General features: G+C 41.6%; 11 protein-coding genes, 1 other RNA gene and 1 other annotated feature. Of the genes, 10 read left to right on the top strand and 2 right to left on the bottom strand.

Annotated features, from left to right (window positions below; all coding sequences use genetic code 11):
* Window positions 1-73 precede the first annotated feature (73 nt).
* Window positions 74-1,114, top strand: a complete 1,041-nt coding sequence (locus tag M9R32_RS02845; RefSeq protein ID WP_269925237.1) for a LacI family DNA-binding transcriptional regulator — start codon at window positions 74-76, stop codon at window positions 1,112-1,114.
* Window positions 1,115-1,163: 49 nt separating this feature from the next.
* Here M9R32_RS02845 and M9R32_RS02840 read toward each other — a convergent pair whose 3' ends face one another.
* Window positions 1,164-2,729, bottom strand: a complete 1,566-nt coding sequence (locus tag M9R32_RS02840; protein WP_269925236.1) for an N-acetylmuramoyl-L-alanine amidase family protein — start codon at window positions 2,727-2,729, stop codon at window positions 1,164-1,166.
* A 116-nt stretch (window positions 2,730-2,845) separates the two neighbouring features.
* Window positions 2,846-3,084: a binding site (T-box leader), on the top strand.
* A 56-nt stretch (window positions 3,085-3,140) separates the two neighbouring features.
* On the opposite strand from M9R32_RS02840, the gene hisS reads away from it, so the two are divergent.
* From hisS to M9R32_RS02820, 4 genes are all read left to right on the top strand, one after another.
* A complete protein-coding gene (gene hisS / locus M9R32_RS02835; RefSeq protein WP_269925235.1) occupies window positions 3,141-4,433 on the top strand; it encodes a histidine--tRNA ligase in 1,293 nt (430 codons plus the stop codon).
* The gene (aspS, locus tag M9R32_RS02830; RefSeq protein WP_269925234.1) at window positions 4,430-6,217 is read left to right on the top strand and encodes an aspartate--tRNA ligase; all 1,788 of its coding nucleotides are present in this window, start codon (window positions 4,430-4,432) and stop codon (window positions 6,215-6,217) included. The genes hisS and aspS overlap by 4 nt, the downstream gene beginning before the upstream one ends.
* A gap of 44 nt (window positions 6,218-6,261) precedes the next feature.
* Window positions 6,262-6,445: non-coding RNA, 6S RNA (ssrS, locus tag M9R32_RS02825), on the top strand.
* A 96-nt stretch (window positions 6,446-6,541) separates the two neighbouring features.
* Window positions 6,542-7,303, top strand: coding sequence for a tRNA threonylcarbamoyladenosine dehydratase (locus M9R32_RS02820; RefSeq protein WP_269925233.1), 762 nt, complete (start codon window positions 6,542-6,544; stop codon window positions 7,301-7,303).
* A 211-nt stretch (window positions 7,304-7,514) separates the two neighbouring features.
* Here the strand turns inward: M9R32_RS02820 and M9R32_RS02815 are convergent, their stop codons facing one another.
* A complete protein-coding gene (locus M9R32_RS02815; RefSeq protein ID WP_269925232.1) occupies window positions 7,515-8,804 on the bottom strand; it encodes a replication-associated recombination protein A in 1,290 nt (429 codons plus the stop codon).
* 135 nt (window positions 8,805-8,939) lie between these two features.
* Here M9R32_RS02815 and cymR point away from each other — a divergent pair, with 135 nt between their 5' ends.
* The 5 genes from cymR to recD2 all read left to right on the top strand — a co-directional run bounded on the left by cymR (window position 8,940) and on the right by recD2 (window position 14,845).
* Window positions 8,940-9,359 (top strand): cysteine metabolism transcriptional regulator CymR, encoded by a 420-nt coding sequence (gene cymR / locus M9R32_RS02810; protein WP_269925231.1) that lies wholly within the window; start codon window positions 8,940-8,942, stop codon window positions 9,357-9,359.
* A gap of 62 nt (window positions 9,360-9,421) precedes the next feature.
* Window positions 9,422-10,564 carry a cysteine desulfurase family protein gene (locus tag M9R32_RS02805; RefSeq protein WP_269925230.1) on the top strand — a complete coding sequence of 381 codons (1,143 nt, stop codon included), beginning with the start codon at window positions 9,422-9,424 and terminating at the stop codon, window positions 10,562-10,564.
* A gap of 21 nt (window positions 10,565-10,585) precedes the next feature.
* Window positions 10,586-11,707 (top strand): tRNA 2-thiouridine(34) synthase MnmA, encoded by a 1,122-nt coding sequence (gene mnmA / locus M9R32_RS02800; protein ID WP_269925229.1) that lies wholly within the window; start codon window positions 10,586-10,588, stop codon window positions 11,705-11,707.
* 18 nt (window positions 11,708-11,725) lie between these two features.
* Window positions 11,726-12,382, top strand: coding sequence for a tetratricopeptide repeat protein (locus tag M9R32_RS02795; protein WP_269925228.1), 657 nt, complete (start codon window positions 11,726-11,728; stop codon window positions 12,380-12,382).
* A gap of 21 nt (window positions 12,383-12,403) precedes the next feature.
* Window positions 12,404-14,845, top strand: coding sequence for an SF1B family DNA helicase RecD2 (recD2, locus tag M9R32_RS02790; RefSeq protein ID WP_269925227.1), 2,442 nt, complete (start codon window positions 12,404-12,406; stop codon window positions 14,843-14,845).
* Window positions 14,846-14,904 lie beyond the last annotated feature (59 nt).

Raw genomic sequence — 14,904 nt, 5'->3', positions numbered from 1 at the left:
TACGCAAATAACCGTTATAATAAATTTATATGAATTTTTGGTTATGAAGTTCTTAAAGGGAGGATGAGGAGCTTTGGCCATCACAATCAAAGACGTTGCCAAACTATCAAATGTGGCACCATCAACCGTGTCGAGGGTCATCGCGAATAACCCTCGAATCAGTGAAAAAACAAAAATTAAAGTAAGAGCAGCAATGGATGAGCTTGGTTATCATCCAAACTTTATTGCGCGGAGTTTAGCCAATCAATCTACGAGAGTCATTGGATTGGTTTTACCAAACTCAACAGATGTATTCTTTCAAAATCCATTTTTCCCTACGGTATTACGAGGGTTAAGTGACGGTGCTAATGAGCGGCATTACGCTTTGCAAATCAATACTGGAAATACAGATGAAGAAATTTATGACGGAGTTGTCCAAATGGTTCAAGGTGGCCGAGTAGACGGCGTCATTCTTTTGTATTCACGTATTGAAGATAAGGTCCTGAATTATTTGAGAGAAAGAAAATTTCCTTTTGTCGTTATAGGAAAACCGTTTAAAGATGTTGACCAAATTACATATGTCGATAACGATAACTATAAAGCGACAAAAGAAGCGACGCGATACTTGTTAAGTCTGGGACATAAACAGATTGGTTTTATTGGTGGAGACTTGAACTTCGTGGTAACTGTGGAACGATTGCTTGGATTTGAAAAGGCATTGCGTGAAGCTGGACTGCAAAGCAACGACGATTACATTATTCACAGTCAGTTTTTACGTGAGGGTGGGCAAGAGGCGATAGGGAAGCTCATCAATTTGAAAGAACCGCCTACAGCTTTGGTAGTGGCTGATGATTTAATTGCACTTGGTGTTCTGAATACATTATTGGAAATGAATATTTCAGTCCCTGAAGATATGTCGATTATCAGCTTCAACAATGTGCTTTTCACCGAACTATCTCATCCGCCTTTGACATCAGTCGAAATCAATATTTTTGAAATCGGCTATCAGGCATCTAAGAGCATGATTCAACTTTTGGAAAATCCAAATGAACCAGTAAAAAGAATTATTGTGGACCATGAAATCATCAAGCGTCTTTCATGCTCTGAAAGTGTTAAAAATATCAGTGTCCTATAAGAAATTGATACAAAAAAGCTCGTCCAATGTTTCTTGGACGAGCTTTTTGTCATTTTAGTTGATCGTCGAAATAATTGACCACGCCATTGTATATGCCGAGTGAAGCTTGTTCCCTGAAATGTTCAGTCGTCACTGCACGCTCCTCGGACGGATTGCTGAGGAATCCAAGTTCTATCAAGATTGCTTGTTGACGATTTTCGCGCAACACGAGATAGTTTCCAGGTTGTGCACCGCGGTCTCGCAAGGAAATTTTATTTCCAAGTGCTCTATGAACACTTTGTGCAAGCCCTTTTTGGTAGCCATGCATGTAATACGTAGTGAAACCATTGATTGAGCTACTGTCAGTTGCATCATAATGAACACTGATAAAAGCATCTGCAGCAAGCTGATGCCCGATTGCCACGCGTTTTCTTAAGTCAACATACACATCAGAATCTCGTGTCATCACGACATTCGCACCTGCTGCTCGTAGTTTACTAGCTAATAATTCAGAAGTTCGAAGTGTTATGCCTTTTTCGTCAGTTCCTCTGGCGCCTGTTGTTCCATGATCATTTCCACCATGACCCGGGTCGACAACTACTGTGAGTCCATTTAATGTACCTTTTTTGCGTTTAGCCTTTGCCTGTTGTTGCTGTGTTTCTTTTTCTGTTGCATCAGTAGAGACCACCCAATTGGCCACATAACCTCTTTTGCCATTTGGAGTATTTACTTCATACCAATCACCAGATTGTCCAATCGTTACAAATGATTCACCAGCATTCGCTCTATACACGACTCCTCCTGAAGTGGAAGGCGTGGAACGCAAATTTGTACCGTTGTATACAATAAAGATATTTTTCGTAGATGCTTTCTTACTTTGTTGTTCAGTTTTCGGTTTCTCTGAGGTTGCAGCAGCGGCAGTTAATGTCCCATAAAACGAATAGACCCAGCCATGTTTTTTGGATGAAAGTTCAATCTTAACCCAATTGTGCTGTTTTTCTACAATCTTAAAACGTTCGCCTTTGTTGACGGTGGCAACTTTTTTTGCCGTTAAATCCGGTTTGGAACGGACATTTAAACTATTGACAGAAACTTCGAAGTGATTGCCATTCTTTGCGCTTTGCTGTTTCGATGGTTTTGATGAGTTGGTTTTAACCGTTATGTATTCTTTTGCTACAAAACCTTTAACTTGGTTAAATGAAACTTCTGCCCATTTTCCTTGTTCAGACAATAAAGTTGCTTGATCGCCAGCAGAGAGCTTAGTAAGAACTGCTGCATCAATGGAAGGTTGAGATCGGATATTCAGCCGGTCAACTTTGGAAATGACAACTTGTCCCGTTTGCTTTTTCTTCTCGCCCAATTGTTTTGTATACCATGATGCTACCCAGCCTTCAGATGTTCCTCGACGGACTTTTAACCAATCACCTTGCTTTTCAAGCACCAGCATTTGATCGCCCATTTTCAAAGAAGCAATAATCGGATAGGCAAGTCCCGGACCTGAACGCATATGTAAATTTGATACAGTCGACTGGACATTTTGACCTTCAGCTTGTATAGATGAAGGTAGTATAAGAGATAATAATAAAAATAGTGCTACAAGAATCTGCCCATTTTGTCGAAGTTGAAATTTTCTCATAAAATCCCTCCTTTTGTACATTGTAAAGACTGTTGACTGAAAAAACTATACCTTTCTGAAAAAAGGTTGACATCTCAAACGACAGTCATTAAGATAAGGTATAATCTGAATCAAACAAATTGCCAATGACCAAGAAAGTAGCTGTTTAAAACGCTGTTAAGAGAGGGAAAGACGTGGCTGAAATCTTTCCTACAGAAGCACTCAGTGAACAACACTTGATAGGTTTTTCGTCGAAATACCCTGCGGTGCAGTAGGCGAAAACGGAACCGGTCGTTATCCGGAGTTGAGAGGACACATGATTTTCGTGTCAATTAGGGTGGAACCGCGGAAGCTAACATTAGCTCTCGTCCCTTGCGTTTTTGCGCAAGGGGCGGGAGCTTTTTTATATTGTTAATGAAAGGAGCCATTAATATGTCGATTAATGTGCCAAGAGGAACAAAAGATTTACTGCCAGGTGAAACGGAAAAGTGGCAAGCTGTCGAAGAGTTAATTCGAGACACTTGCAGATTGTTTCAATACAAAGAAATTCGTACACCTATTTTTGAACATACCGAGCTGTTCACACGAAGTGTTGGGGATACAACGGATATCGTACAAAAAGAAATGTACACATTTACCGACAGAGGCGACCGCTCATTAACTTTACGTCCTGAAGGAACAGCATCAGTCGTACGTTCATTTGTAGAAAACAAGTTATTCGGGTTGCCAAATCAACCGGTTAAATTATATTACATGGGACCAATGTTCAGATACGAACGTCAACAGGCTGGTCGCTACCGTCAATTTGTCCAGTTTGGTATTGAGGCAATCGGCAGTAAAGATCCTGCGATTGATGCAGAAGTTATGGCGCTTGCCATGAATGTTTATAAAAAAGCCGGGTTGAAGAAAGTTAAATTGGTCATCAACTCTTTAGGTGATACGGAAAGCCGTCAAGCTCACCGCGATGCACTAATCGCTCACTTTGCACCGCACATCGAAGAATTTTGCTCAGACTGTCAAAATCGTCTGGAGAAAAATCCTCTTCGTATTCTTGATTGCAAAGTGGACCGTGAGAACCCATTAATGGGGACAGCTCCTAAGTTACCTGATTACTTAAATGAAGAATCAGCAGCTTATTTTGAAAAGGTAAAGCATTACCTAGAAATCTTAGCGATTAAATATGAAGTCGATCCAAACTTAGTGCGTGGTCTTGATTATTACAATCACACGGCATTTGAAATCATGAGTGAAGGTGAAGGTTTTGGTGCCATCACGACTTTGGCTGGCGGAGGAAGATACAATGGTCTTGTTGAGGATCTTGGTGGACCAGATGCACCAGGAATCGGCTTTGCAATGAGTATCGAACGATTATTGCTTGCGTTAGAAGCAGAAGGGCAGACATTCACAAACATCGATTCACTAGATGTTTACGTCGTAGCTATGGGTGAAGCAGCTAAAGACAAGGCCGTTTCGTTTGTCTCGCAACTTCGTCAAAACAATATTACAGCTGAAATGGATTACTTAGACCGTAAAGTAAAAGCTCAAATGAAATCAGCAGATCGCTTGAACGCTAAATTCTCAGTCGTTATCGGTGATAATGAACTTGAAACGGGCAAAGTATCATTAAAATATTTAGCTAATGGGTCACAGCAAGAACTAACATTTGAAGAGATCGTTGAACAGTATAAAGAAATCGCAACTAGAGCAATGGAGGAATTAGCATGACAAAACGTACACATCCATGTGGAGAAGTAGCAGAACAAGCAATTGGGCAACAAGTGGTATTAAAAGGATGGGTACAAAAAAGACGTGACTTGGGCGGATTGATTTTCTTGGACCTTCGCGACCGTTCTGGAATTGTACAAATTGTTTTCAACCCGGATATTTCACAAGAAGCATTGGCTATCGCAGACAAATTACGTAATGAGTTTGTTATTGAATTGAGCGGGGAAGTCGTTGCGCGTCAGGAATCACAAGTAAATCCGAACATGAAAACGGGACGCATCGAAGTACAGGCATCTCACGTGACAATTATTAATGAAGCAAAAAATCCACCATTTGCAATTGAAAACCAAACGGATGTAAGTGAAGACTTACGCTTGAAATACCGTTATCTTGACCTTCGTCGTCCGGTTATGTATGAAACATTTAAAATGCGCTCTGAAGTAACTAAGTCCATTCGCCGTTTTCTGGATGAAGAAGCATTCCTGGAAGTCGAAACACCGATTCTTACGAAATCGACACCAGAAGGAGCACGTGACTATTTAGTACCAAGTCGCGTACATGATGGAGAATTTTATGCATTGCCTCAATCACCACAATTATTTAAACAAATGTTGATGGTGTCAGGATTTGAAAAATACTACCAGATTGCTCGTTGTTTCCGCGATGAAGATTTGCGTGCAGACCGTCAACCTGAGTTCACTCAAATTGACATGGAAATGAGTTTCATGTCAATGGAAGAGATTCTGGAAATGAACGAACGCATGATGAAAAAAATGATGAAAGACGTCAAAGGCATTGAGATTGAAATACCTTTCCGACGTATGAAATATACAGAAGCGATGGAGCGTTTTGGCTCTGATAAACCAGATGTTCGTTTTGGTCTTGAGTTGCAAGACGTGTCAGCTTTGGTTGCTGATTCTTCATTCAAAGTTTTTGCAAGTGCAGTTGAAAATGGCGGACAAGTGAAGGCAATCAATGTTAAAGGTTCAGCTGACAACTACTCACGAAAAGACATCGATGCGTTAGGCGAATTTGCGGGTCGTTACGGTGCAAAAGGTCTTGCTTGGTTAAAAGTGGATGCTGAAGGATTAAAAGGTCCGATTGCGAAATTCTTTGAAGGAGAAGCAGGCGAGAAGTTAGCGCAAACCCTTGAAGCTGAAGCGGGAGATTTACTATTGTTTGTAGCTGATAAAAAATCGGTTGTTGCAGATTCTTTAGGAGCTCTTCGCATGAAGTTAGGAAAAGAACTGCAGTTGATTGACGAAAGTCAATTTGCATTCTTATGGATTATTGACTGGCCTTTGTTTGAATATGACGATCAAGATGGCCGTTACTATGCAGCTCACCATCCATTTACAATGCCTTTCGTTGAAGACATTGAATTAATGGATACAGATCCTGCAAACGTTCGTGCTCAGGCATATGACTTAGTGTTAAATGGTTATGAGCTTGGTGGTGGATCACTGCGAATTTATGCACGTGACGTGCAAGAGAAAATGTTCAGTATTCTCGGTTTCTCTCAGGAAGAAGCGACTGCTCAGTTCGGATTCTTACTTGAAGCGTTTGAATATGGGACACCACCACACGGCGGGATTGCGCTAGGATTGGACCGATTAGTCATGTTATTGGCTGGCCGCACAAACTTACGTGACACCATCGCTTTCCCGAAAACAGCTAGTGCCAGCGACATTTTGACGAAGGCTCCAAGTCCTGTTTCGGAAGAACAATTAAAAGATTTATCCTTGGCAATCAGTATTCAGAAAAATCTAAAAACAGAAGAGTAAGAGGCTTGAAATTCTAAAATAGATATGATAGGATACTTGTAACACGAATCCTGATGTGTTCGTTAATTGCCAATCGCTTTTGACCGAACAATAATATCGTCGGGAATCCTCCTTTTATAATGGCTAACATGCCCCCAGGGGACGTTATAAGTTATAAAGTGGATACCCACCTGCTGTGTGCGGGTTCAAAACGATACGCTTCATAATGACGGCACGATTGGGATTCGTCATACATTACGTATAACCCCTCTAGCTTGTTTTAGGCTAGAGGGTTTTTAATGAGTCTAATTCCTACTAAAACGATATAGATTGCGAGGACATCAAATGTTACACCAATTTTCACGAAACGAATTAGCAATCGGCACAGAAGGCGTTGAACTTTTAAAGAACACTACCGTTGCCATTTTAGGTGTTGGAGGCGTAGGTTCGTTTGCAGCTGAAGCCTGCGCAAGAAGCGGTATCGGCAAGATTATTTTGGTCGATAAAGATAATGTGGATATTACCAATATCAATCGTCAATTAGTCGCTTATACTTCAACTGTTGGACGCTCGAAGTCCGAAGTGATGAAAGAACGAATTCTGGATATTAATCCTGCTTGTGAAGTTCATGATTTACACATGTTCTACACAGAAGAAACGTATGAAGAATTTTTCAGCCACAACTTGGATTACGTCATTGATGCATCAGACACCATCATCTACAAAATTCATTTGATGAAAGAATGTTTAGCTCGCGGCGTTAAAGTTATTTCCAGTATGGGTGCAGCAAACAAAACAGATCCGACACGTTTTAAAATTGCGGACATTTCGAAAACGCATACAGATCCTTTGGCAAAAGTAATTCGAACGAAACTGCGCAAAGAAGGAATTTATAAAGGCATTCCGGTTGTCTTTTCGGATGAAAGCCCTATTGTGGTGAGGGAAGATGTCGTCGAAACGGTCGGTAAGCCTGATGCGAAGATTCGCAAAGCAAAAATGCCACCATCATCGAATGCATTTGTGCCGTCAGTAGCCGGATTAGTGGCAGCAAGCTGGGTCATTAATGATATTACGAAAGAAATACCGGTAAAACGTGTACGTTCATAATGGATGAGTGAAGGCAACCCCTCAATTTTAACTGGGGTTGTCTTTTTTCTTGTGATGAATTAGGTGATAGGGGCAACTATTTGTTCGATAGGGGCAACTTTTGTGCGGATTGGGGCAACTTTCGAACGAATAGGGGCAACTAACCAATTTTCTCCTAATTCCTCAATCTTTCTCACCTCAAAAAAAAGACCTGAAATCGCTCACCGGCGATTCAGGTCTTCTTTCCTTTAAATGATTCCAGCTTCTGATAAATTCCCGCGAGTTTCTTTTCTTCTCCCGCAAGTACTGGTTCATAAAACTTCGTACCGATTAAATTGTCCGGCAAATATGTTTGATTGACCCAACCACCAAATGATCCAATTGGAGTATTATGCGGATATAAATAGCCTTCGTGTCCAAGTGCGGCCGCTCCAGCATAATGGGTATCTCTCAAATGGCTTGGGATATCGCCAACTTTTCCTGCATGTATCGAAGCAATGGCGGCATCGATCGCTTTATAGGCTGAATTGGATTTCTCCGATAGACACATTTCCACAACAGCGTTAGCTAAAGGAATGCGTGCTTCAGGTAAGCCCAATCGCTCGGCAGCTTGAATGCTTGCAAGGACATGTGCGCCAACTGAAGGATTCGCAACACCGATATCTTCGTACGCCATGACGAGGAGGCGTCTTGAGACGGCAACCAAATCGCCATTTTCAAGTAAGTGCGCCAAATAATACATGGCTGCATTGACATCACTGCCGCGTACTGATTTTTGCAATGCCGACAATAAATTATAAAAGTGCGAACCTTTTTTATCCCCGAAAACACCGATGCGATCGACGAGGTTTTGCACCATCGCATCTTCCACAATAGTGACGCCATCTTCTTCATCGGAAGCTGAAACGACCGACTCTAGAATTGTGAGTGCTTTTCGTGCATCTCCGTTAGCAGCTTCCGCAATTTTTAGTTGCTGTTGTTCAGACATCTCAATCTTCTGTCGACCGAGGCCTCGCTTGTCATCCTGCAAGGCGCGTTGAATCAGCACCATTAAATCCTCAGCAGTCAAACGTTTCAATTGTTTAATTTCACCGCAACGTGAACGGATAGCGGGATTGACATCATGAAATGGGTTTTCCGTTGTTGCCCCAATTAATACGATAGCACCGCTTTCAACATGGGGGAGAAGTGCGTCCTGCTGCAATTTATTGAATCGATGGATCTCATCTAAAAATAGCAGCACTTTTCCGGTAACACGTGATTCTGCCACCACATCTTCGATATCTTTCTTGCCTGAGCGTGTTGCATTGAGTGCAATAAATGGAAGGTTGCACGTTCCAGCAATGGCATAAGCTAAAGAAGTTTTCCCAATTCCCGGTTCTCCGTATAACAACATGGAGGGAACATGGCCATTCGTAATCATTTTATATAAAGGTGTATGTTTTCCGATGATGTCTTGCTGACCTGCGATTTCATCCAATTTTTGCGGTCTCATTCGATAAGCAAGGGGTTCGTTTTGCATCATGAGTACCTCCTAAATTCGTACATTTGTTCTCTAGTATACGTGTTGCTGGATAAAAAGTCATTTCACAGGCGATTGGTCGGAAATGTGATATACTATGTAGATGAATTTTAAGGATTATACGGGGTGAAAAACGTGAGAATTTCGACAAAAGGTCGTTACGGCTTAACGATTATGATAGAGTTAGCGAAACAATTTGGAGAAGGGCCAGTACCTCTCCGTCAAATAGCAGCAGACAATGATTTATCAGAAGCCTACTTAGAACAATTGGTTTCTCCACTCCGTAATTCGGGTCTTGTTAAAAGTGTCCGTGGAGCACACGGTGGCTACATGCTTTCAAAACCTCCGCATTTAATTTCAGCAGGAGATGTGATTCGTGTACTAGAAGGACCGATTCAACCCGTAGAAGGCATTGAAAACGAAGCACCTCCGCAAAGGGAATTATGGCTACGAATTCGTGATGCCGTTAAAACGGTTTTAGATACAACTACGATTGAAGATTTAGCTAAATATAGTGACACGTCATCTGATGATGGCTATATGTACTACATTTAAGTACGTGTTCAAAAACCTCAACACAAAAGGTTCTTTGAATAACCTTTATAAAGGAGTTCGACATGAATAGAATTTACTTAGACCACGCAGCTACTTCTCCTGTGCATCCACAAGTGATAAATAAATTGGTCGAAACGATGGAGAAAGCTTACGGTAATCCTTCGAGCATCCATGCAACTGGTCGGGAAGCCCGAAAAGAGTTGGACAATGCCCGTTTAATATTAGCAAAAAGTATTGGGGCAAAAGATCAGGATATCATTTTGACGAGTGGCGGGACGGAAGCAGATAATTTGGCGATTTTCGGTACGGCTTATGCGCGCAAAAATCTGGGGTCACATATTATCACGTCTCAAATTGAGCATCATGCCGTTTTGCATGCGTGTGAAAAGCTTGAAAAAGAAGGTTTTGATGTGACTTATTTGCCTGTCAATGAACAAGGACAAGTGTCAATCGAAGACTTTAAACAAGCATTACGTGACGACACCATTTTAGTGACGATCATGCTCGGTAATAACGAAGTTGGTGCCATACAACCGATTCAAGAAATCGGTCTCTTTTTGAAAGACCACCAGGCAACATTCCATACAGATGCTGTACAAGCATACGGATTGATGCCAATTTCAGTTGAAGACCTTCATGTGGATTTATTGTCTGTTTCATCTCATAAAATCAACGGGCCTAAAGGAATCGGATTCCTTTATCAGCGAAAAGCAACAAAATTGTCACCACAGCTTTTTGGTGGACAACAGGAACGTAAACGCCGAGCAGGTACGGAAAACGTTCCAAGTGTACTGGCATTTGCTGAGGCAGTATCGATTGCACAAGAGACCATGGATGAAAAACAAAAATTGTACCAAAATTTCAAAGAAATCATGATCTCCACATGGAAAGACAAAGGGATTGCATTCCAAGTTAACGGCAATGTACAATCGACTCTTCCGCATATTTTAAACGTCAGCTTCAAAGGAACGGATGTTGAAGCACTGTTGGTCAATTTGGACATGGCTGGACTTTCTGTATCGAGCGGCTCCGCTTGTACAGCAGGTTCCATTGACCCATCCCATGTTCTTGTTGCAATGTTCGGCGAAAATGCGGATGAACTTCGTAATTCAATCCGCTTTAGTTTTGGCTATGGTGTAACAGAAGACGATATTATGGAAGCTGCTACGAAAACAGCTACCGTATTAAATAGACTTGTGAAATAAATGTAGAAAAAGGTGAAAGAAATGCAACAACTAAAAAGTCCTGCAGAAACACGTGTCGTTGTCGGCATGTCGGGCGGCGTTGATTCGTCCGTTGCAGCATATTTATTAAAAGAACAAGGGTACGACGTCATCGGGATTTTTATGAAAAACTGGGATGACACCGACGAAAATGGTGTGTGTACAGCGACTGAAGATTATGATGATGTAATCAAAGTCTGCAATCAAATCGGTATTCCGTACTACGCAGTGAATTTTGAAAAACAATACTGGGATAAAGTGTTCACTTACTTCTTGGAAGAATACAAAGCAGGCAGAACCCCAAATCCTGATGTAATGTGCAATAAAGAAATTAAATTCAAAGCATTCCTCGAGCATGCGATTAGTTTAGGTGCTGATTATTTGGCAACCGGACATTACGCACAAGTCAAAGAAGTGGATGGGGAAACTCAACTTCTTCGCGGACTTGATAACAATAAAGATCAAACGTATTTCTTGAATCAATTGAATCAGGAGCAATTATCGAAAGTGATGTTCCCAATCGGTCATCTCGAAAAGAAATTAGTGCGTGAAATCGCTGCTGAAGCTGGATTAGCAACTGCAACGAAAAAAGATTCAACAGGCATTTGTTTTATCGGCGAACGGAACTTCAAGGAATTTTTGAGCCAATACTTACCGGCACAGCCTGGTAATATGGTGACAATGGACGGGAAAGTCATGGGACGTCATGAGGGTCTAATGTATTACACAATCGGTCAACGTCAAGGATTGGGCATTGGTGGAGCTGGAGACCCTTGGTTTGTTCTTGGGAAAAACCTTGAGAATAACGAATTGCTGGTGGGTCAGAACATCCATCACGAAGCGCTATTTTCTGATCAATTAACAGCCGTTAATATGAGCTTTACAACGAATGCACAAAAAGACAAAATATTCTCATGTACTGCGAAATTCAGATACCGTCAGGAAGACGTAAAAGTTGATGTGGAATTAACGGAAAACAACGGGGCAATTATTACTTTCGCTGAGCCTGTCCGTGCGATTACACCTGGTCAAGCTGTTGTTTTATATGACGGGGATTTGTGTCTTGGTGGCGGAACAATTGATGAAGTCATTAAGAACGGCAAAAAATTGACATACGTAGGTTAATGAACAAGGAGTGAGAAGATGAAAGAACTAGAACTTGGCATTGCAGCCATTCAAAATAAAGATTACGAACAAGCAGTGGTGCATTTCAATAATGCAATTGAAGAGGAACCGAATAATCCACTTGGCTATATTAACTTTGGAAACTTATTGGCACGCATGAATGAAACAGAACGTGCTGAACGCTTCTTCCAAAAAGCCATTACTTTGGATGGTGAAGCGGCGACTGCCTTCTATGGATTAGCTAATTTATATTACGAGCAGGAACGTTATGAAGAAGCGGCGAAGCTTTATGAGAAATCAATCCAGTTTGGTATTCAAGGTGCCGACGCTTACTTTATGCTTGGAAAATGTTTCGAACGTTTAGGAAATCCTAAACTTGCATTGCCTTATTTACAACGTGCAGCGGAACTTGAGCCAACAGACGTTCAAATTCGTCTGTCTTACGGCATTGGGTTAGCAGCTCTTGAAATGTTCAAGGAAGCTGAACCGGAATTTATGTATGTCATTCATGAAGACTTAAACAATGCAGATGCTCACTATAATTTGGGCGTATTATACGCTGTTTCCACTGAACGTACGGATGATGCGTTGTATCATTTAAAACAGGCGTATACGCTACAACCGAATTTTGATCAGGCACGTTATGTGTATGACATGATTGCATTAAGAAATTAACCATTTTAGGAGGCGACAGCTTTGCCAAATCAAATCGATTTATTTCAACAAGAACCGATGTATATTACAGGCAAACCTGTCGTCACCATTTTTCATAATTCCACTAATTTATTCTCCATCGTCAAACTAAAAGTCAACGAAACAAACTCTACATATGAAGATAAAGAAATCATTGTAACCGGCTATTTCCCTCCATTGATGAATGAAGAAACGTATCGTTTTACAGGTCAAATCAAACAGCATCCAAAATACGGAACACAGTTCCAAGTGGAAACGTTCGCAAAAGACGTTCCGGAGACCGAACAAGGCATCATTCATTATTTGTCGAGTGACTTATTTCATGGAATTGGCCGAAAAACGGCCGAAACCATTGTTAAAAAGCTAGGAAAAGACGCAATCCGTCTCATTTTGGATGACCCGGAAGCGCTTGATGCCGTACCGCGTCTTGCGAAAGAGAAAAAAGAAACGATCCGGATGACGCTTGAGCAAAACCTTGGTTTGGAACGAGTCATGATTCAATTAAATGAATGGGGTTTTGGTCCTCAACTAGCGATGCGTATTTACCAGACGTATCGTGAAGAGACGATTGAAGTGTTAATGAAAAACCCGTTTCGTCTGATTGAGGATGTGGAAGGTATTGGTTTTCATCGTGCGGATGAGCTAGGTTCCAAACTGGGCATGACCGGTAAACATCCCGACAGAATTAAAGCGGCTGTTTTCCACTTGCTGAATGCGGCTTCTCTAAGTGAAGGGCATGTTTACTTGCATGCAGAGCATATTTTGCCGAGCGTCAAGCAATTGCTGGAGTCTAGCCAATTTGAAGAAGTTCCATACGATGCAATTTCGACAGCATGTATGGAACTGGTCGAGGAAGGAAAACTGGCTGGCGAAATGTCTCGTTTTTATTTGCCATCTCTCTATTTTTCTGAAGTAGGGATCGCCTCCAAACTGGAAACGTTGATTCAGGAACAACAGGAAAGAACAGGTTTTCCAACGTCTGAAATCCGCAAAGCTTTAGGCGAAGCGGAAGAGAGGCTTGGGGTTTCCTATGCAGAGACGCAAATAGCGGCCATTGAACTTGGGATGAACGCATCCGTCATGTTGCTGACAGGTGGACCTGGTACAGGGAAGACGACCGTCGTCAGGGGACTTGTCGAAGTTTACGCTGAATTGCACGGATTGACGCTCGATCCAAAAGAGTACGCGAAAAAACAGGAACCCTTTCCGATTATTTTAGCTGCGCCGACTGGTCGTGCTGCAAAACGTTTGAATGAATCCACGGGTCTTCCGTCCATGACCATCCATCGTTTGCTCGGATTTACTGGTCAGGAAAAAGAAGAAGAAACAGAACGTGATATTAAAGGAAATCTAATCATTATCGATGAAATGTCGATGGTAGATACTTGGCTTGCCCATCAATTGCTAAAAGCAATTCCTGAAGGAGCACAGGTTATATTCGTGGGTGATCAGGATCAATTGCCTCCTGTAGGACCTGGTCAAGTATTGAAAGATTTACTTGCTTCAAAACGCATTCCAACGGTGGAACTGACGGACATTTATAGACAATCTGCCGGTTCATCCATTATCGAGCTTGCACATCAAATGAAAAAAGGGCAATTGCCGACGAACCTAATTGATAAAACGAGTGATCGGTCGTTCATAAAAGCAGGTCCTGAACAAATCCCTAAAGTGGTTGAACAAGTAATCAAGAGCGCTTTGGCTAAAGGCCATACAATAAAAGAATTGCAAGTTCTTGCGCCCATGTATAAAGGTCCTGCAGGAATTGATGCCCTCAATAAAATGATTCAACAAATGGTCAATCCAAATGATACGAAAAAGCGTAAGGAAATCGTTTTCGGTGAAACGACGTATCGAATTGGAGATAAAGTTCTGCAACTTGTCAATCAGCCGGAAAGCCAAGTGTATAACGGGGATATGGGCGAAGTGATCAGTATTTCGAAAGCCAGCGAAAATGTCGAGAAACAGGACATGTTGGTTGTGTCATTCGAAGGGATAGAGGTAACTTATCAACGGAATGATTTAGGACAGTTGACGCTCGCTTATTGCTGTTCTATTCATAAATCGCAGGGCAGTGAGTTTCCAATCGTCATCATGCCGGTCGTCCGCAGTTATATGAAAATGCTACGACGGAATTTACTATACACAGGAATCACTCGCGCTAAAAACTTTCTCATTCTTTGTGGGGACGCCGAAGTTTTTAAATTTGGTATCGAGCGCAATGATGATCTTGCGCGTCTGACATCACTGAAAGAACGCTTAAGTGAAGAAGCAGTGCCTGTGACTGAACCGATTGTGGAGGATGAAGGCAGTGAAGTTGTGAATGAAGTTGCTGATGAGAACGAAAAGGAAATTTCTTTAACAGCTTCAAACCATTTGACGATTCATCCTTTAGTCGGCATGAATGGCACCACTCCTTATGACTTTTTAGATAAAGCTGAATGACGAATTTAAGTTAACTATAAATGTAGAAGTTATATGGAAATCAGGCAGGTACCGCCACT

It is taken from the genome of Paenisporosarcina quisquiliarum (assembly GCF_027563315.1).
Lineage (GTDB): Bacteria > Bacillota > Bacilli > Bacillales_A > Planococcaceae > Paenisporosarcina > Paenisporosarcina quisquiliarum.
The sequence above is the reverse complement of the archived record's forward strand: the minus strand, read 5'-3'. Positions and strand labels throughout refer to the sequence as shown.